Source organism: Curtobacterium sp. NPDC098951 (assembly GCF_044759965.1).
In the GTDB taxonomy this organism is placed as follows: Bacteria; Actinomycetota; Actinomycetes; order Actinomycetales; family Microbacteriaceae; genus Curtobacterium.
Genome location: NZ_JBIWAG010000003.1, coordinates 146,475 through 164,548, shown reverse-complemented (window position 1 = coordinate 164,548; position 18,074 = coordinate 146,475). Strand labels below are relative to the sequence as shown.

Below are 18,074 nucleotides of genomic sequence, written 5' to 3'. Positions count from 1 at the left end.
CATCCGCGGTGGTGCTTGCTGCAGCGGTCGGATTCTCGGTCATCGCCGGGGGAGAGGTCGTCCATGTTCGCGCTGCCCGTCGAGCGGCGATGCTCCCGCTGCCAGCACCGGGGTCGCGCCTCGTGGTGATCGTCCTGGGGTTCGGGAACCGCGGGACCCGCATCAACATGGTCAACCGGTGGCGGGCCCGGATCGCCGTCCGAACGGCTCGTCGCGCTCGCGCGGCGGGGGCGTCGGTGAGGATCCTCTGCAGCGGGGGAGCGGTCCGAGGCCCCATCGCGGAGGCCGCGCTCCTCCGGAATCACATCACCGCTACCCTCGGGTGGGATGGCGATGTGTCGGTCGAGGCCGACAGTACGTCCACCTGGGAGAATGTGCGGAACGCCGGCCCCTGGATCGACGCTGCGGATCAGATCGCATTTGCCTCGAACGGGTTGCACGCCGAGAAGGCACGCACGTACTTCCGGCGCCAGTATCCGGACCGCGCCGCGGCGTTGGTGTCCGCCGAGGACCATCGGTTCGGGGAGATGGCCCTCGTGAAGCCGATCTTCGCGGCCGTCGGGTTGTGGAAGCTCCGCGCAGTGTTCCACGTGGAACACCGCCGCTAGGGTCTCGCACGGAGCGTGCGTCTCGGCCTCCTTGCCACGCCGCCAACGCAGCGGACATACCCCGAACCTCGACTGATGCGCCAGCTCAGCGCAGACCTGTACTGCGCCCGGTCCAGACTGAACGTCCAGACCACGGCGCCAGCCCAGCATGGTCCTCCCAGGACCAAGCCAGCACATGCACTGTCGGCATCGGCCTACGACATCGCGCGCAGAGAACCTCCGGAGACGGAAGGAAGCACGACGTCCCACGCTACGGGCATCCAAGGATCACCGTGTCAGTCGGGGCGGTCCTTTCGGTACCCGAAACCAAGGGCGAACGTCGCTCGGTCGCGGTCGCACAGTCCATCTCGGTCCGCTCCACCCGCGCCGTCCGGCGAAAAGCCGGCGCGTGCGTATCCAGCGATCCACTTCCGGGCAACATGGTCGATGCCCTGTCTCGGTTCACCCGCCCGGATCTGGGTCCACCGATGTGGCCCGCCCGCGATGACCCTTGGTACGAGGCAGGCGCACCCGTACTCGCATGCGCCAGCCACGAGCCCTCATCGGCCGTCCCACCCTGCCAGTGACGCGTGACCCGACGACCGTCGTCGATGTTCCACGTGAAACGTCGGCGGTCACGCGCACGGCGCGCTGACAGCAGAGGTGCCCCAGTCTTCCCGTTCCGCGCCGCTGCAGCCCCAGAGCGGAGCCACGCGCGGTCGTCTCCGCGAGGAACAGCACCCCTCCCAGGCCGGTACACCGAGAGTGCCGCAGACTCCCGTCAAAGAGCCGCACACGGCTTCCCAGAGCGAGTCAGCTCACCACCCGCGCCGTTGATGATGCTGGATCAGCCTGCGACGTCCTCGATGCCGAGTTCGGCCAGGATCCGGTTCAGATCCTCACCGTTCGCGAAGTCGATCGTCACCGAGCTCTTGCGCGCGCCCACGGCGATCTTCACCCGCGTGTTCAGCCGGTCGCCCAGGCGATCCGCCAAGTCGTTGAAGTGCAGCTGCCGCTTGGACGGCTCGGCCTTCGGCTTCACCGGTGTCTTCGCAGACAGCTGCTGGGCGATCGACTCCGCCGCTCGCACCGACAGGTCCTCGTTCACGATCTTCTCGGCGAGGTACTCCATCGCCTCGGCATCGGGCGCTGCGAGGATGGCCCGCGCGTGGCCGGCCGAGAGGACACCGGCCGCCACACGGCGCTGCACGGGGGAGGGGAGCCGCAGCAGACGGATGGTGTTGGTGATCTGCGGCCGCGAGCGACCGATCCGCTGCGCGAGCTGCTCCTGGGTGATCCCGAAGTCCGCGAGGAGCTGCTGGTACGCCGATGCCTCCTCGAGCGGGTTGAGGTTCGCTCGGTGCAGGTTCTCCAGGAGCGCGTCGCGGAGCATCGCGTCGTCCGGAGTGTCCTTGACGATCGCCGGGATCGTGCTGAGCCCGAGCTCCTTGGTGGCCCGCAGTCGGCGCTCACCCATGATCAGCTCGTACTGCGGCTCCGTACCGGTCGCGCCGGCGATCGGACGCACGACGATGGGCTGCAGGACACCGATCTCACGGATCGAGTGCACCAGCTCCTGGAGCTCCTCCTCGCGGAACTCCTTGCGCGGCTGGTGCGCGTTCGGCACCACGTCGAGCGGGTTCAGGTTGGCGAGACGCGCTCCGGGGACGGCGACGAGCTCCTCGGCGGTGGCCCCGTCCACGACCGGCGCGGACGCCGGAGACCCACCCGTCGGGAAGAAGACGTCGACGGGCCGGTCCTGCTGCTCGGACGTCGTGGGGATGAGGGCTCCGATACCCCGCCCGAGTCCAGTTCGCTTCGGTGCCATCAGTGCTGTGCTCCTCGTGCTGCGATCTCGGCTGCTGCTTCCAGGTAGGAGAGCGACCCGGTGGAGTTGACGTCGTACGCGACCACGCTCTGCCCGTAGCTCGGTGCCTCGCTGACGCGGACCGACCGGGGAATGACCGCCTGCAGCACCTGCTGCCCGAAGTGTTCCCGGACATCCGCCGCGACCTGGTTCGACAGGTTCGTGCGGCTGTCGTACATCGTCAGGAGGATCGTCGACACCGCGAGCTTCGGGTTGAGGTGCCGTTCGATGAGCTCGATGTTCCGCAGCAGCTGGCTCAGGCCTTCGAGCGCGTAATACTCGCACTGGATCGGGATGAGCACCTCACGCGCGGCGACGAAGGCATTGATCGTGAGTAGTCCGAGGGACGGCGGGCAATCGATGAACACGTAGTGGTACGGCTCGTCGAGGGACTCCAGGTACTGGTCCAGCGCGGTGCGCAGGCGCTGCTCGCGAGCGACCAGCGAGACGAGTTCGATCTCGGCACCGGCCAGGTGGATGGTCGCCGGCACGCACCAGAGCGTGTCCGACTCGGGGGAGCGCTGCACCGTGTCGGCGATCGGTGCCTCGTCGACGATCACGTCGTAGATGCTCGGGACCTCGGCCTGGTGGTTCACCCCGAGCGCCGTGGACGCGTTCCCCTGCGGATCGAGGTCGATCACGAGGACGCGGGCCCCTCCGTGCGCCAGCGCGGCAGCGAGGTTGACGGTCGTCGTGGTCTTCCCGACGCCGCCTTTCTGGTTCGACACCGTGAATACCCGGGTCGCCGCCGGCAGCGGGAACTGCTGCTTCGCGATCGCCCGACGGCGACGGTTCAGGTCAGCGATCTCGCGAGCGAGCGGTGTCGACGCGTCGTAATCGGTCGATGAACTCAACGAGTGCCTCTTCCCCGGTTCAGTGTTTCACGTGGAACGCGGAGCCACTGGCGGCCGGTGGAACCGGCCCGAGCCGCAGCGTCAGTCAACTGTAGCCCGGAAGACGCGTGTGGTCTCCTCGACCACACCGACTCCGAGCTCGAGCACCTCGACATCGGTCAGACGCTTCCGGAGGATGACCTTGCGGGCCTTCTCCATCTCGTCCTCGACGCGGGCACCCTTCATGAGGATGAGCTGACCACCGGACCGGACCAGCGGGACCGTCAGTGGAATGAGCTTGGACAGTGCACTCACCGCGCGCGCGGTGACCTGGTCGACGACGATCTCGTCCGCGACGTCCTCGGCGCGAGCACGGACGACCTCCACGTTGTCGAGCCCGAGGCGTCCGGCTTCCGTCGTGAGCCAGTCCACCCGGCGCTCCATCGGCTCGATGAGCGTGAGGTGCACGTCCGGGCGAGCGATCGCCAGTACCAGGCCGGGGAGTCCCGCGCCGGAGCCGACGTCCGCAACCCGGCCCCGTTCCTCCAGGAGCGGCGCGAGGACCGCAGAATTGAGGATGTGTCGAGTCCAGAGGCGGGGTAGCTCGAGCGGGCCGATGAGGCCGAGCTCTTCGCCGCGTCGAGCGAGCTCACCGGTGAACGACCGGGCGAGGTCGATGCGGTCACCGAACAGGGTCGCCGCAGCCGCCGGCTCCGCCTCGAGCACGGGCGGTGCGGTGTCCGTCATCGGGTGACGACCGTGTGGCGGTCCCGACCCTCACCCTCGGACTCCGAGTGGAAGCCCTTCTCGGCGACGAGGTCGTGGACCAGCTTGCGCTCGTACGACGACATCGCGGGGAGCGCGGCCGAGCTCGACCCCGCCTCGATGCGCTCGATGGCGGTGTCGACGAGCCGCTGCAGCTCCGACGCACGAGCGTCACGCGAGCCTCCGACGTCCAGGATCAGACGACTGAACTCACCGGTCTCGGCCTGCACCGCGATCCGGGTCAGCTCCTGCAGCGCCGACACCGTGTCCGGCTTCGACAGCACGCGGAGCGCGTCGCCCTCGTCCGTGACCGAGAGGTACACACGACCCGCGCGCTCCTCGATCTCGATGTCGCCGTCGAGGTCGCAGATGTCGAGGAGTTCCTCGATGTAGTCCGCCGCGATGTCGGCCTCGTCGCGGGCGTCGTCATCGACGGTCGCGGTGTCGACGGTGGTGTCCACGGCGGCCGCGGTGTCCTGCTCGGTCACTTACTTCTTCCCGTTCTTCTTGGCACGGTTCTTCCCGACCGGCTGCTGGCGCTGGGTCGTCACGCGGACGGCCTCGATCTCGGCGGCACCGGCACCCGCGCCGGCCTCGGCGAGGACGGGCGTGGCCGCACCGCGGCGCTGCGCCTTCTTCGCGAGGCGGGCCTCACGGGCGAGTGCTGCCTCGGAGCCGGGCGTCGGCATGCTGCGGATGACGAAGTACTGCTGCGCCATCGTCCAGACGTTCGAGGCGAGCCAGTAGAACATGACGCCCAGGGGGAACGACAGACCGGAGATGACGAACACCAGCGGGAGGATGTACAGCATCATCTTCTGCTGGCGGTACATCGGAGACTCCTTGGTCTCCGGGGACATGTTCTTCGCGACGAGCTGCAGCTGGGTGATGAACTGCGACGCGGTCATCACGACGATCATGAAGCCGGCGATGACCCGGACCTCCCAGCCGGAGGCGTTCGTGAACGTCTCGTGCAGGGGGGCACCGAAGAGCGATGCGTTGCCGAACGACGCGGCGAGGTCGTTCGTCAGCAGGCCGATGCCGGTCTTGTTGATCTGCGCCTCGTGCAGCACCGAGTACAGCGAGAAGAAGATCGGCATCTGGATCAGCAGCGGGAGGCAGGAGCTCAGCGGGTTCGTCCCGGTCTCCTTGTAGAGGGCCATGGTCTCGCGGCTCATTGCCTCACGCGAGAACTGGTCCTTCTTGCCCTTGTACTTCTCCTGGATCTTCTTCAGCTGCGGCGCCACCTCGAGCATGCGTCGCTGCGACTTGATCTGCCGCACGAAGATCGGGATGAGCGCGGCACGCACCACGAAGGTCAGGAAGATGATGGAGAGCACCCAGGTGATGCCCGCTCCGGGGTCCATGCCGATGCTCTCGAAGATCCAGTGGAAGCCCACGAGGATGGCCGAGACCACCCACTTGAGCGGCCAGAGGATCGTTCCGATGAATCCGAGGTCCATGGGGACTGTCACGCCTTTCGAGTGCGCTGGGAGAGCAGGACCGGGCGGGTGGGACCACCCGTGGGCTGCGGCTGCGGCTGGGTCGGTGCGAGCACGAACCCGAACCGGTTGACGTCGTAGGGGCGACGTCGTGCCCGGACGTCGTCGATGCCCCCGGCTGCCCAGGGGTTGCAGCGTGCGATGCGCCATGCGCCCATGGCGGATCCGCGCACGACGCCGTACTGCTGGATCGCCTCGAGCGCGTACCGGGAGCACGAGGGGTGGTACCGACAGACGTTGCCGTAAAGCGGTGAGATCACGGCACGGTACGCGCGCAGCACGATGACGCACACGTTGCGCGGGAGCAACGCGACGGCCCAGGCGAGCCGGGTCCAGAGGTTGCGGTTCATGCTGCCTTCTCCACACCACGCGCACAGGAGCGCGAGACGTCTTCGAGCAGGGTAGGCCATCCGGCCTGCGCAGCGGCTGGCAGTGCGCGGACCACCACGTCGTACCCGTCGGGGATGTCGACGAGGAGTCCGTGCGCGATCGCCTTGAGGCGACGCCGGACCAGGTTCCGGGTCACGGCGTTGCCGACCGTCTTCGCGACGATGAACCCGAACCGCGTCGGACCGGCACCGCTCGACGGGTCGTCCGACGGACGACGGACCACCGATACGACGGCGTGCGCCGTGGCGCTTCTGCGACCACGACGCACGACGGACCGGTAGTCGTCACCACGGACGATCCGGTTGGCACGGGCCAACACGAGTCGGGACCGGAGGACGAGATCAGGCGGGGAGCCTGATCAGGCGCTGAGCTCGGTACGGCCCTTGGAGCGACGGGCGGCCAGGATGGCGCGGCCCGCGCGGGTGCGCATGCGGGCACGGAAGCCGTGCTTCTTGGCGCGGCGACGGTTGTTCGGCTGGAAGGTGCGCTTGCTCATGATGATCTCCACACGGCTGCTCGCGGCGAGCCGTCACGTATGTGTCGTCGCTCGGTGCCGAACGACGCAGATGGGCGCGACCGAACGGCCGCAGTCAACTGGTTAACGGTACGTGACAGGGGCGAGCAGGTCAAACGGGCGCCGCGGCGCGGCAGCCGGCACCCAGCGCACGTTCATTATCCACATTGGGGAAAACGTGCGTTCGGTACGACGCGCTCCGGTCCTTTACAGTGGGGTGATCGACCGGCCAGCGGCCCGGTACGACGGGGGAGTCTCTTCGCCGTGCGGCTCGCGGCGGTCGTGGACAAGACTGTGGACAACCCTGTGGACCACCATGCGGGACGACACTCGTCCGGGCCGTCGAAGCAGCCGTCCGGGCACACGACGACCCGCCAGGACCGATCCGACGGTCGACGCCGCCCGGGCACGTCCCGGGAACGGACCACCCACCCCCGGTGCGACGAGCACCGACGACGAGCACGACACGAGACCAGGAGACGAGCGCGACATGACGATGCCGGCCGACCCCGTCGAGGACCTCTGGTCATCGGTCCTCGGACTCCTCTCGGAGGACGACCGCATCACCCCGCAGCTGCACGGCTTCCTCAACCTCGTCGAACCGAAGGGCGTCCTCGCCGGCACGCTCTACCTCGAGGTGCCGAACGACCTCACCCGCGGCATGCTCGAGCAGCGGATCCGGATCCCGATCACCGAGGCCGTCTCGCGGATCGGCGACGACGCCGTCGCGAACTTCGCCATCACGGTGAACCCCGACATGGCGTCCGAACCCCGGGTGGACGCCCCGGTCGCGACCAACGTGCCCGAGTACGCCGAGCCCGTCCAGGGAGCGGTCGAGCAGAGCGCGGCGCCACGGCAGTACATCGAGGCACCGTTCGTCCCCAGTCAGATCGACTCCCCGGGCACCAGCGGTCGCCCCGAGTCCCGGCTCAACCCCAAGTACAACTTCGACAACTTCGTCATCGGCTCGTCGAACCGGTTCGCCCACGCCGCTGCGGTCGCGGTCGCCGAGGCGCCGGCCAAGGCCTACAACCCGCTGTTCATCTACGGCGACTCCGGCCTCGGCAAGACCCACCTCCTGCACGCGATCGGCCACTACGCCGAGAGCCTCTACCCGGGCATCCGGGTGCGGTACGTGTCGAGCGAGGAGTTCACCAACGACTTCATCAACTCGATCGCGAACAACCGGTCGAACCAGTTCCAGCAGCGGTACCGCGACATCGACATCCTGCTGATCGACGACATCCAGTTCCTGCAGGGCAAGGACTCCACGCAGGAGGCGTTCTTCCACACGTTCAACACCCTGCACGACCACAACAAGCAGGTGGTCATCACCTCCGACGTCGCGCCGAAGCACCTGACCGGCTTCGAGGACCGGATGCGCTCCCGCTTCGAGTGGGGCCTCATCACGGACGTGCAGGCGCCTGACCTCGAGACGCGCATCGCGATCCTCCGCAAGAAGGCGCAGTCCGACCACCTGCAGGTGCCGGACGACATCCTCGAGTTCATGGCCTCGAAGGTGTCGAGCAACATCCGGGAGCTCGAGGGGACGCTCATCCGCGTCACCGCGTTCGCGAGCCTCAACCGGACGGCCGTCGACATGGCGCTCGTGCAGACCGTGCTCAAGGACCTGATCACGCTCGACGACGACAACGTCATCGCGCCGACGGACATCATCAACCACACCGCGGAGTACTTCAAGCTCTCGGTCGACGACCTCTACGGGTCCTCCCGCTCGCAGGCGATCGCGACCGCCCGCCAGATCGCGATGTACCTCTGCCGTGAGATGACGAGCCTGTCGCTGCCGAAGATCGGCCAGCTGTTCGGCAACCGCGACCACACGACGGTCATGTACGCGAACAAGAAGATCACGGAGCTCATGAAGGAGCGCCGCTCGATCTACAACCAGGTCACCGAACTGACCAGCCGGATCAAGCAGGACCGCCGCTACCGCTGACGTTCCTCGACGCGCGCGCGTTGCGTCGCGCTCGGCACATCTGGTACGGGCCTGGAGGCGCGGCTGACGACCGTCAGAGCGGCCTGTCTCCGCGCGCATCCACCATCTGAGACGGTTCCATGCGCCGGACTTCACACAGTGTGGAAAGCCTGTGGATAACTGTGGAGGACACGCCGGACGGTTGTACACAGCGGAGGGGTCACCTGTGGAGACTGGGGATGGAAGTGGATAGATGAGATTCATTCATCCAGACGTCCCCCACACACCACTCACAACTCACACGTGTGTAGTTCCCTGTGGACAAGCGGTCTCAACAGAGTTGTCCACAGTGTGCACAGGCGTTAACACGATTACTCCTGGTTAACGATTGATCTCAGCGGGCCAACCTTGTGGACGGCGGGATGACAAGAAATCCGGGCCCGGTCGGGCTGTGCCACAATGGGGCGGCCGGACAGTCCAACCGATCGACAGGGGTTCCAGCTGTGAAGTTCGAGGTCAACCGGGACGTCTTCTCCGAAGCCGTCTCCTTCGCGGTGAAGCTCCTCCCACAGCGCACGACCCTCCCGATCCTCTCGGGCGTCCTGATCCACGCGGACGGCGATCGACTCACGCTCTCGTCGTTCGACTACGAGGTATCGGCGCAGACGTCCATCGCGGCGCAGATCGACGAACCCGGCACCGTGCTCGTCTCCGGCCGGCTCCTGAACGACATCGCGAGCCGTCTGCCGAACGCCCCGGTCACCTTCACCACCGAGGACTCCAAGATCTCGGTGACCTGCGGCTCAGCGCACTTCACGCTGCTGTCCATGCCGGTCGAGGAGTACCCGACGCTCCCGGAGATCGGTGAGCAGACCGGCGTGATCCCCGGCGACGCGTTCTCCGAGGCCGTCTCGCAGGTCGCGGTCGCCGCCAGCCGCGACGACGTCACCCCGGTCATCACCGGCGTGCAGCTCGAGGTCGGCGACAACGACCTGTCCCTCATCGCGACGGACCGCTACCGCGTGGCCGTCCGCACCATCGCCTGGGACTCGGGTCGCGTCGGGTCGGACCCGCTGCACGCACTCGTCCCCGCCCGCACCCTGCAGGAGGTGGGCCGCACCTTCGGTTCGGCCTCCACGGTGTCGGTGTCGATCAGCGGCTCGTCCGACCGCGAGCTCATCGCGTTCCACGCGGACGACAAGACCGTCACGTCGCTGCTCATCAAGGGCAACTACCCGCCGGTCCGCCGGCTCTTCCCCGAGACCGTCCAGGACCACGCGGTGATCAACACCGCGGAACTGGTCGAGGCGGTCCGACGGGTCTCCCTCGTCCTGGAGCGCGAAGCAGCCCTCCGGTTCTCCTTCACGGTCGACGGGCTCACGCTCGAAGCGATCGGTTCCGAACAAGCGCAGGCGTCAGAGTCGATCAGTGCGTTGCTGACCGGTGAGGAAACGGTGGTCTCGCTGAAGCCCGCCTTCCTCCTGGACGGGTTGAACGCGGTGCACTCCGAGTTCGTCCGGATCTCCTTCACCAAGACGGAGAACCCCAACAAGCCGGGACCGGTGCTCATCACCGGCCAGACCTCGCAGGAGGCCCCGGCGGCGGACGGATACCGGTACCTGCTGCAGCCCAATCTCCTGCTGCGGTAAGCGCAACAGCCGAACACTGCGCTGACGCGCTCCCAGCAGCATCAGCGCGACGACGAACAGAAGAGGAAATCATGCACATCGGTCTTGTCGGCCTCGGTCGCATGGGCAACAACATGCGTGCCCGTCTCCGCAACGCAGGCATCGAGGTCACCGGCTACGACGCGAACCCCGCCGTGTCCGACGTCGCCGACCTCGGCGCACTCGCCGCCGCACTGCCCGAGGGCAAGAAGCTCGTGTGGGTCATGGTCCCGCACGGCAAGATCACCGACGACGTGATCACCGACCTGTCGAACGTCCTGAGCGCGGGTGACCTCGTGATCGACGGTGGCAACTCGAAGTGGCTCGACGACGAGGTGCACGCCAAGCAGCTCGACGCCAAGGGCATCCGCTACATGGACGCCGGCGTCTCGGGCGGCGTCTGGGGCAAGGAGAACGGCTACGGCCTCATGGTGGGCGGCGCCCCCGAGGACGTCGAGTTCGCCATGCCCGTCTTCGACGCGCTCCGTCCCGAGGGCCCGCGCGAAGAGGGCTTCTCGCACGCCGGCGGCGTCGGCGCGGGCCACTACGCGAAGATGGTCCACAACGGCATCGAGTACGCGATCATGCAGGCGTACGGCGAGGGCTACGAGCTCCTCGAGGCGAAGGACATCGTCCACGACGTCCCGGCGGTCTTCGCCGGCTGGCAGCGTGGCACGGTCGTCCGTTCCTGGCTCCTCGACCTCCTCGTCCTCGCGATCAACGAGGACCCGAAGCTCGACGAGCTCGAGGGCTACGTCGACGACTCGGGCGAGGGGCGCTGGACCCTCGAAGAGGCGATCGAGCTCGCGGTCCCGATGCCTGCGCTCTCGGCAGCCATGTTCGCCCGCTTCGTCTCGCGTCAGGGCAGCGATTCCCCGACGATGAAGGCCGTCGCGGCGCTCCGCAACCAGTTCGGCGGCCACGCCGTCAAGAAGGCGTAGCTCAGGTAACCACCTGAGCTCGTCTCGGCCCGCGTGCACGTCGACCACCTGCAACTCACGGACTTCCGGAACTACCGGGAGGCCGAGGTCGACCTCGCACGCGGGCCGAACCTGTTCGTCGGCCGGAACGGACAGGGCAAGACGAACCTCGTCGAGGCGATCGGCTACCTCTCCACCCTCGGGTCGCACCGCGTCCCGACCGATGCCGCGCTCGTGCGCCAGGGCTGTGACGCCGCGGTCGTCCGCGCCCGGCTCGCGCACGAGGACCGCAGCATCCTCGCCGAGGTCCAGATCAACCGCACCGGATCGAACCGTGCGCAGGTCAACCGGTCGGCGATCAAGCCGCGGGAACTCCCGCGGTACTGCACGAGCGTGCTGTTCGCGCCCGAGGACCTCGCGCTCGTCCGCGGTGAACCGGCCGGCCGGCGCCGGATGCTCGACGAGCTGCTCGGTCAGATCGCCCCACGCATGCAGGGTGTCCTCGCCGACTACGACCGGACGCTCCGGCAGCGCAACACCCTGTTGAAGTCCGCGCGTGCGACCGGCGCCAAGTCCGGGTCGCTCGCGACGCTCGACGTCTGGGACGAGCGGCTCGTGGCGTTCGGTGCCGAGATCATCGCCGCACGTGACCACCTCACCCGTCGCCTCGCCCCCTTCGTCGCCGAGGCATACGCGACCGTCGCCGGTGAACGGCACGAGGCGTCGATCACCGGTGTCCTCAGCGTCCGGGGCGGCGACCCGGAGGACGCGGCCGCGACGGACCCGGTCCTCGGGACACCCGACGAGCCGGTCACCGTGGCCGCCGCCGGCGAGGCCTTCCGCGCGGCGCTCGACCGTCGACGACGGGACGAGCTCGACCGCGGTCTGACGCTCGTCGGCCCGCACCGGGACGACGTGCTCTTCCAGCTCAACGGGTTACCTGCCCGTGGGTACGCCAGTCACGGCGAATCCTGGTCGTTCGCGCTCGCGGTCCAGCTCGCGAGTGCCTCGATCCTGCGCGCAGAGTCGAGCCTCGGCGACCCGATCATCATCCTCGACGACGTGTTCGCCGAGCTCGACGAGTCGCGCCGCGAACGGCTGGCCGCCGCGGTCGCCGACTACGAGCAGGTGCTCATCACGGCGGCGGTCTTCGGCGACGTCCCTGCGCAGCTCGCGGCGCACACCGTCCGGATCGAGGCCGGCACGATCGTGCGCGACGAGGCGGAGCCGAGCCGCGCCTCCAGTCCGACCGTCGAGACGGACGACCACGCGACGGAGGCCGGCGTCTGATGCCGAGGCCGTCGCGACCCACCGAACCCTCGCGGGTGTACCGACACCTGCGCGCGGTCTTCGGCGACCCCTCGAAGCGCGGCGTCGACGCGCGTCGGCGCCGGATGAAGGGACTCGACCCCGATTCCGTGCCGTACGGCCGCGGCCGAGAGCCCGCCGGGCTCGGTGACGTGGTCGGCTCGCTCGCCGCCGAGCTCGGCTGGACCGAGCCCCTCGCCCGCTCGGAGCTCTTCGTGGACTGGCCCGCGGTCGTCGGCGAGGAGCTCGCGAAGCACTCCCGGCCGATGACCATCGACGACGGCGCCCTCGTGATCCGGTGCGACTCGACGGCCTGGGCGACGCAGCTCCGGTTGATGCGGAGCACCATCACGACGACCATCGCCGAACGGCACCCGGAAGCCGGCGTCCAGTCGATCCGGGTTTCGGGCCCCGACGCCCCCACCTGGAAACGCGGTCCCAGGACGGTCCAGGGGCGCGGTCCTCGCGACACTTACGGGTGAGCCGACGAAATCGTCCGGGAGGACGAAAAAAGGCCGTCCACGGCCCGATTCCGCCCTCGGAAGAGGGGGTCCTGCGGTAGACTGGGGGGTGCAGTGCGCGGGTGTTCCGCGCGCAGGCAGGAGCACCTTCGAATGACATCCGGATCTGACGACGACCGAGAGAACTCGTCCGGCGAGGCGACCCCGCAGAGCGAACCCCAGTACGGCGCAGACCAGATCCAGGTGCTCGAGGGACTCGAAGCCGTCCGGAAGCGTCCGGGCATGTACATCGGGTCCACCGGTCCCCGCGGTCTGCACCACCTCGTGCAGGAGATCGTCGACAACTCCGTCGACGAGGCGCTCGCGGGCTACTGCGACACGATCAACGTCACGATCCGCGAAGACGGCGGCGTCCGCGTGGTCGACAACGGCCGTGGCATCCCCGTCGGGATCCACGCTGCCGAGGGCGTCTCGACCGTCCAGGTCGTGCTCACCGTCCTGCACGCCGGCGGCAAGTTCGGCGGCGGCGCGTACGCGGTGTCCGGTGGTCTGCACGGCGTCGGGTCGTCGGTCGTCAACGCGCTGAGCTCCGAGCTCGACGTCGAGGTCCGCCAGCAGGGCCACGTGTGGCGCCAGAGCTACACCGACGGCGTCCCGGTCGCGCCCCTGTCGAAGGACGAGGAAGACGACGGGCACGGCACCACGATCACGTTCTGGCCGAACGCCGAGATCTTCGAGACGGTCGTCTTCGACTACGAGACCCTGCGCACGCGGTTCCAGCAGATGGCCTTCCTCAACAAGGGCCTGCGCATCACCCTGACGGACGAGCGCACCCCGGCCGACGGTGAAGAGTCCCGCCACGACTCCTTCCTGTACGAGCGCGGGCTCGCCGACTACGTCGAGTACCTCAACGCGCAGAAGAAGGCCGACCTCGTGCACCCGGACGTCATCGGCTTCGAGGCCGAGGACCCGGAGCGCAAGATCGCGCTCGAGGTCGCGATGCAGTGGAACACCTCCTACCAGGAGAGCGTCCACACCTTCGCGAACACGATCAACACGCACGAGGGCGGCACCCACGAAGAGGGCTTCCGCGCGGCGCTGACGTACCTGGTCAACAAGTACGCGCGCGAGGCGAAGATCATCAAGGAGAAGGACGACAACCTCACGGGTGACGACATCCGCGAAGGGCTGACGGCCGTCATCTCCGTGAAGCTCGGCGAGCCGCAGTTCGAGGGGCAGACGAAGACCAAGCTCGGCAACACCGAGGCCAAGGGCTTCGTCCAGCGCGTCGTCGGCACCGAGCTCACGCACTGGTTCGAGAGCAACCCGACGCAGGCCCGCGATGTCGTGCGCAAGGCGATCCAGGCCTCGCAGGCCCGTCTCGCCGCACGCAAGGCACGCGAGACCACCCGTCGCAAGGGGCTCCTCGAGTCGGGCGGCATGCCCGGCAAGCTCAAGGACTGCCAGTCGAAGGACCCGACGGTCTCCGAGATCTTCATGGTCGAGGGTGACTCCGCCGGCGGTTCCGCCGTGCAGGGTCGCAACCCGATGACGCAGGCCATCCTGCCGCTGCGCGGCAAGATCCTGAACGTCGAGAAGGCCCGTCTCGACCGTGCCCTGGCCAACCAGGAGATCCAGTCGATGATCACGGCGTTCGGCGCCGGCATCGGTGAGGACTTCGACCCGGACAAGGCCCGGTACCACAAGATCGTGCTGATGGCCGATGCCGACGTGGACGGCCAGCACATCACGACGCTGCTGCTCACCCTGCTGTTCCGCTACATGCGTCCGCTCATCGAGCGCGGGTACGTGTACCTCGCGCAGCCGCCGCTGTACCGCCTGAAGTGGTCGAACTCGGCGCACGAGTACGTGTTCAGCGACCGTGAGCGCGACGCCCTGATGCAGTCCGGCCTCGCCGCCGGCAAGCGCATCCCGAAGGACAACGGGATCCAGCGCTACAAGGGCCTCGGCGAGATGGACTACAAGGAGCTGTGGGACACCACGATGAACCCGGACACCCGGACGCTCCTGCAGGTCACGCTCGAGGACGCCGCCGCGGTGGACAGCGTCTTCGCGACGCTGATGGGCGAGGACGTCGAGTCCCGTCGCCAGTTCATCCAGCAGAACGCGAAGGACGTCCGGTTCCTCGACATCTGAGGGCCGGGAGGCGCGGTGTGAGCCGCGTCGACCAGTCCCGACCACCTGTGGTCGCGCCCGGCGCGGCCGACGGAACCACAGCCTCCGGGCTGTCCAGAAAGGGAACGAAGCCACATGGCTGACGACAACGAGAACGGCGCCGACGAGCAGCCCGAGATCGTCCACGGCGACAGCGGGGACATCGTCGTCTCCGGTGACCGCATCTCGCAGGTCGACCTGCAGCTCGAGATGCAGCGGTCGTACCTCGACTACGCGATGTCCGTCATCGTCGGCCGTGCGCTGCCCGAGGTCCGTGACGGACTGAAGCCCGTGCACCGCCGCGTGATCTACGCGATGTTCGACGGCGGCTACCGCCCCGACCGGGCCTTCTCCAAGTGCTCCCGTGTCGTCGGCGACGTGATGGGGCAGTTCCACCCGCACGGCGACAGCGCGATCTACGACGCCCTCGTCCGCCTCGTGCAGCCGTGGTCGCTCCGCTATCCGCTCGCGCTCGGCCAGGGCAACTTCGGGTCCCCGGGCAACGACGGCGCCGCCGCCCCGCGGTACACCGAGACCAAGATGGCGCCGCTCGCCATGGAGATGGTCCGGGACATCGACGAGGACACCGTCGACTTCCAGGACAACTACGATGGTCGGACGCAGGAACCCGCCATCCTGCCGGCGCGGTTCCCGAACCTGCTCGTCAACGGTTCCGTCGGCATCGCGGTCGGCATGGCCACGAACATCCCGCCGCACAACCTGCGCGAGGTCGCCGCCGGCGCGAAGTGGGCGCTCGAGCACCCCGACGCCACCCGTGAAGAGCTGCTCGGTGCGCTCATGCAGCGCATCAAGGGCCCGGACTTCCCGACCGGGGCGCAGATCCTCGGCACGAAGGGCATCCAGGACGCCTACCGCACCGGTCGTGGCTCGATCACGATGCGTGCGGTCGTCAACGTCGAGGAGATCCAGGGTCGCACCTGCCTCGTCGTCACCGAGCTCCCGTACCAGGTGAACCCCGACAACCTCGCGATCCGTATCGCCGAGGGTGTCAAGGACGGCAAGCTCGCCGGCATCGCGGACATCCGCGACGAGACCTCGGGTCGCACCGGCCAGCGCCTCGTCATCGTGCTCAAGCGCGACGCCGTCGCCAAGGTCGTCCTCAACAACCTGTACAAGCACACGCAGCTGCAGGAGAACTTCGGCGCGAACATGCTCGCGATCGTCGACGGCGTGCCCCGCACCCTCGCGCTCGACGGGTTCATCTCGGCGTGGGTCGACCACCAGATCGACGTCATCGTCCGCCGCACGCAGTTCCGGCTGCGCGAGGCAGAGAAGCGCGCCCACATCCTCCGTGGCTACCTGGCCGCGCTCGACGCGCTCGACGAGGTCATCGCGCTCATCCGCCGGTCGCCCGACGTCGAAGAGGCCCGCACCGGTCTGATGGACCTGCTGTCCGTCGACGAGATCCAGGCGCGCGCCATCCTCGAGCTGCAGCTCCGTCGTCTCGCCGCCCTCGAGCGGCAGAAGATCCACGACGAGGCCGAAGAACTCGAGCGCAAGATCGCCGACTTCCAGGACATCCTGGCGTCGGAGACCCGTCAGCGCTCGATCATCGGTGACGAGCTCGAGGAGATCGTCGAGCGGTTCGGCGACGACCGCCGCAGCGAGATCCTGCTCGGCTTCGACGGCGACATGTCGATCGAGGACCTCATCCCCGAGGAGGAGATGGTCGTCACCATCACCCGCGGCGGGTACGTCAAGCGCACGCGGAGTGACAACTACCGGTCGCAGCACCGCGGTGGCCGCGGGGTCAAGGGTGCGCAGCTGCGCGCCGACGACGTCGTCGAGCACTTCTTCGTGACGACGACGCACCACTGGCTGCTGTTCCTGACGGACAAGGGCCGCGTCTACCGCGCCAAGGCGTACGAGCTGCAGGAAGCCAGCCGTGACGCCAAGGGTCAGCACGTCGCGAACCTGCTCGCCATGCAGCCGGACGAGCAGATCCAGCAGGTCCTCGACATCCGCGACTACGAGGCGGCGCAGTACCTCGTGCTCGCCACGGCGCACGGTCTCGTCAAGAAGACCGCGCTCACCGAGTACGACACGAACCGCACCGGCGGCATCATCGCGATCAACCTGCGCGACGGCGACACCCTGGTGCAGGCGCTCCTCGTCGACGAGCACGACGACCTCCTGCTCGTCTCGAAGCACGGCATGTCGCTGCGGTTCACCGCGACGAACGACACGCTGCGCCCGATGGGTCGCTCGACCTCCGGCGTGAAGGGCATGTCCTTCCGCGACGACGACTCGCTGCTCGCGGCCCGGGTCGTCTCGGACGACGGCTACGTCTGGGTCATGACCGAGGGTGGCTACGCCAAGCGCACCTCCGTCGACCAGTACCGCGTGCAGGGCCGTGGCGGTCTCGGCATCAAGGTCGCCAAGCTGGCCGCCGATCGAGGGGACCTTGTGGGTGCTCTCATCGTCGGTGAGGACGACGAGGTCCTCGTCGTGCTCCAATCGGGCAAGGTGGTAAGGTCTGCCGTGGCCGAGGTGCCCGCCAAGGGTCGCGACACGATGGGTGTGGTCTTCGCGAGGTTCGCGGAGAACGACCGGATCATCGCGGTGGCCCGGAACACAGAGCGGAACCTGGACGACCAGGACGACGCCGAGATCGAGCCTGCGGGCCCGGTGGAGACGGTCAGCCCGGACGAAGCGGCCGCCGACCCCGCCGACACAGTGCCCACGGACACCGTGGCCGGAGAGGACCAGTCAAGCAATGAGTAGTGTCGCCGAGAAGCTCCAGAAGAAGGCGAAGCGGCCCGTCGGCACCCGTCAGGTGCGACTGCGGCTCGTGTACGTCGACTTCTGGTCGATGGTGAAGCTCAGCTTCCTCATCGCCCTGGCCGGCTCGATCGTGATCGTCGTCGCCACCGCCCTGGTGTGGGTCATCCTCAACCAGACCGGTGTCTTCACCCAGATCGACGCTCTGCTGAAGGACGTCACCGGGCAGAACAACTACTCGATCATGGACCAGTTCTCGCTGGGCCAGGTGCTCGGGTTCTCCGTCGTCGTGGGCATCCTCAACGTGGTGGTCGGCACCGTGCTCGGCGCGATCGTGAGTGTCCTCTACAACCTCAGTGTCCGGATCACCGGCGGCCTGCTCGTCGGCTTCACGAACAACTGACACA

The 18,074-nt window shown here is 67.9% G+C and carries 17 protein-coding genes; 9 read left to right on the top strand and 8 right to left on the bottom strand.

Going from position 1 to position 18,074, the window contains the following annotated elements; genetic code table 11:
- Nucleotides 1–8 precede the first annotated feature (8 nt).
- A complete protein-coding gene (locus tag ACIQUC_RS09690; RefSeq protein ID WP_402266073.1) occupies nt 9–608 on the top strand; it encodes an ElyC/SanA/YdcF family protein in 600 nt (199 codons plus the stop codon).
- Nucleotides 609–1,434: 826 nt separating this feature from the next.
- Here ACIQUC_RS09690 and ACIQUC_RS09685 read toward each other — a convergent pair.
- The 8 genes from ACIQUC_RS09685 to rpmH all read right to left on the bottom strand — a co-directional run bounded on the left by ACIQUC_RS09685 (nt 1,435) and on the right by rpmH (nt 6,440).
- Nucleotides 1,435–2,415 (bottom strand): ParB/RepB/Spo0J family partition protein, encoded by a 981-nt coding sequence (locus tag ACIQUC_RS09685; RefSeq protein WP_022907095.1) that lies wholly within the window; start codon nt 2,413–2,415, stop codon nt 1,435–1,437.
- Nucleotides 2,415–3,308 (bottom strand): ParA family protein, encoded by an 894-nt coding sequence (locus ACIQUC_RS09680; RefSeq protein ID WP_402266070.1) that lies wholly within the window; start codon nt 3,306–3,308, stop codon nt 2,415–2,417. Before ACIQUC_RS09680 ends, ACIQUC_RS09685 begins: the two co-directional genes overlap by 1 nt.
- A gap of 81 nt (nt 3,309–3,389) precedes the next feature.
- Nucleotides 3,390–4,034, bottom strand: coding sequence for a 16S rRNA (guanine(527)-N(7))-methyltransferase RsmG (rsmG, locus tag ACIQUC_RS09675; RefSeq protein WP_022907097.1), 645 nt, complete (start codon nt 4,032–4,034; stop codon nt 3,390–3,392).
- Nucleotides 4,031–4,540 (bottom strand): R3H domain-containing nucleic acid-binding protein, encoded by a 510-nt coding sequence (locus tag ACIQUC_RS09670; protein WP_022907098.1) that lies wholly within the window; start codon nt 4,538–4,540, stop codon nt 4,031–4,033. The genes rsmG and ACIQUC_RS09670 overlap by 4 nt, the downstream gene beginning before the upstream one ends.
- Nucleotides 4,541–5,515: a membrane protein insertase YidC gene (yidC, locus tag ACIQUC_RS09665; RefSeq protein WP_022907099.1), complete on the bottom strand. Its 975-nt coding sequence runs from the start codon at nt 5,513–5,515 to the stop codon at nt 4,541–4,543.
- An 8-nt stretch (nt 5,516–5,523) separates the two neighbouring features.
- Nucleotides 5,524–5,904 carry a membrane protein insertion efficiency factor YidD gene (gene yidD / locus ACIQUC_RS09660; RefSeq protein ID WP_402266065.1) on the bottom strand — a complete coding sequence of 127 codons (381 nt, stop codon included), beginning with the start codon at nt 5,902–5,904 and terminating at the stop codon, nt 5,524–5,526.
- Complete coding sequence (gene rnpA / locus ACIQUC_RS09655; protein ID WP_402266063.1) at nt 5,901–6,263, bottom strand: ribonuclease P protein component; 363 nt, start codon at nt 6,261–6,263, stop codon at nt 5,901–5,903. The genes yidD and rnpA overlap by 4 nt, the downstream gene beginning before the upstream one ends.
- 39 nt (nt 6,264–6,302) lie before the next feature.
- The gene (gene rpmH / locus ACIQUC_RS09650; RefSeq protein ID WP_019181680.1) at nt 6,303–6,440 is read right to left on the bottom strand and encodes a 50S ribosomal protein L34; all 138 of its coding nucleotides are present in this window, start codon (nt 6,438–6,440) and stop codon (nt 6,303–6,305) included.
- Between the two features lie 508 nt (nt 6,441–6,948).
- Between rpmH and dnaA the strand changes: the two genes are divergently transcribed.
- The 8 genes from dnaA to ACIQUC_RS09610 all read left to right on the top strand — a co-directional run bounded on the left by dnaA (nt 6,949) and on the right by ACIQUC_RS09610 (nt 18,070).
- Nucleotides 6,949–8,415, top strand: coding sequence for a chromosomal replication initiator protein DnaA (gene dnaA, locus ACIQUC_RS09645; protein ID WP_402266061.1), 1,467 nt, complete (start codon nt 6,949–6,951; stop codon nt 8,413–8,415).
- Nucleotides 8,416–8,897: 482 nt separating this feature from the next.
- Nucleotides 8,898–10,043 carry a DNA polymerase III subunit beta gene (dnaN, locus tag ACIQUC_RS09640; RefSeq protein ID WP_022908035.1) on the top strand — a complete coding sequence of 382 codons (1,146 nt, stop codon included), beginning with the start codon at nt 8,898–8,900 and terminating at the stop codon, nt 10,041–10,043.
- A gap of 71 nt (nt 10,044–10,114) precedes the next feature.
- Complete coding sequence (gnd, locus tag ACIQUC_RS09635) at nt 10,115–11,002, top strand: phosphogluconate dehydrogenase (NAD(+)-dependent, decarboxylating) (protein WP_022908034.1); 888 nt, start codon at nt 10,115–10,117, stop codon at nt 11,000–11,002.
- A 33-nt stretch (nt 11,003–11,035) separates the two neighbouring features.
- The gene (gene recF / locus ACIQUC_RS09630) at nt 11,036–12,271 is read left to right on the top strand and encodes a DNA replication/repair protein RecF (RefSeq protein ID WP_402266057.1); all 1,236 of its coding nucleotides are present in this window, start codon (nt 11,036–11,038) and stop codon (nt 12,269–12,271) included.
- Between the two features lie 35 nt (nt 12,272–12,306).
- Nucleotides 12,307–12,771, top strand: a complete 465-nt coding sequence (locus ACIQUC_RS09625) for a DUF721 domain-containing protein (RefSeq protein ID WP_307159710.1) — start codon at nt 12,307–12,309, stop codon at nt 12,769–12,771.
- A 132-nt stretch (nt 12,772–12,903) separates the two neighbouring features.
- Nucleotides 12,904–14,907, top strand: a complete 2,004-nt coding sequence (gyrB, locus tag ACIQUC_RS09620) for a DNA topoisomerase (ATP-hydrolyzing) subunit B (RefSeq protein ID WP_402266054.1) — start codon at nt 12,904–12,906, stop codon at nt 14,905–14,907.
- Between the two features lie 114 nt (nt 14,908–15,021).
- A complete protein-coding gene (gene gyrA / locus ACIQUC_RS09615) occupies nt 15,022–17,670 on the top strand; it encodes a DNA gyrase subunit A (RefSeq protein WP_022907015.1) in 2,649 nt (882 codons plus the stop codon).
- Nucleotides 17,663–18,070, top strand: a complete 408-nt coding sequence (locus ACIQUC_RS09610) for a DUF3566 domain-containing protein (RefSeq protein ID WP_022907014.1) — start codon at nt 17,663–17,665, stop codon at nt 18,068–18,070. The genes gyrA and ACIQUC_RS09610 overlap by 8 nt, the downstream gene beginning before the upstream one ends.
- Nucleotides 18,071–18,074: the final 4 nt, after the last annotated feature.